At 76.5% G+C, this 562-nt stretch carries 1 protein-coding gene; it reads left to right on the top strand.

Annotation, left to right across the window (positions count from 1 at the left end; all coding sequences use genetic code 11):
- Positions 1-562, top strand: a 562-nt coding sequence (locus tag B7767_RS42610) for a PAS domain-containing protein (RefSeq protein ID WP_143653009.1), incomplete at both ends; no start/stop codon positions are given.

Here is a 562-nt window from a genome sequence, read left to right as displayed (position 1 = left end):
GCGACGGCGGCGGCTGCCTGCTCGCGGTCAGCGAGCGCGCCGGCGGCTTCGACGCCGACGACCGCTTCTGCCTCGGCCTCGTCGCCGACGCCCTCGCCCTCCCCGTGCCGCCCGCCACCGCCGAGGGCGCCGACCTGCGGCCCGGCGGTTTCAGCCTCGCCATGGACACCGGGCGGGTCCGGGTCGGCGAGGACATCCTGGAGCTGTTCGGCCTCGACCCGGACGACTTCGACGGGCGGGTGGAGACCCTGCTGGGCCTGACGGTGCCGGAGGACCTGCCCTCACTGATGTCCGTCGTCGAGGCCGACCACATGACGATCGGCGACCGAGAACTGGAGTTCCGGGTGCTCCAGCCCACCGGCCCGCCCAAGTGGCTGCGGCTGCGCGGCCGGCTGGTGCACGGCGGGGAGGGGCGCCCCGCCCGGCTGGTGGGCTCCGTCGCCGACGCCTCCACGCTGCGCTCCGACATCACGGACGTGGCCCGGATCCAGCGCCTCGCCGCCGCGCTCGCCACCGCGGTCACCGTCCGCGACGTCGGCAAGGCCGTGGTCGCCGCGCTGCG

The sequence above is a fragment of the Streptomyces sp. 13-12-16 genome (genome assembly GCF_002114215.1).
Classification (GTDB): Bacteria; Actinomycetota; Actinomycetes; order Streptomycetales; family Streptomycetaceae; genus Streptomyces.
This window is presented reverse-complemented; position numbering and strand designations above follow the sequence as displayed.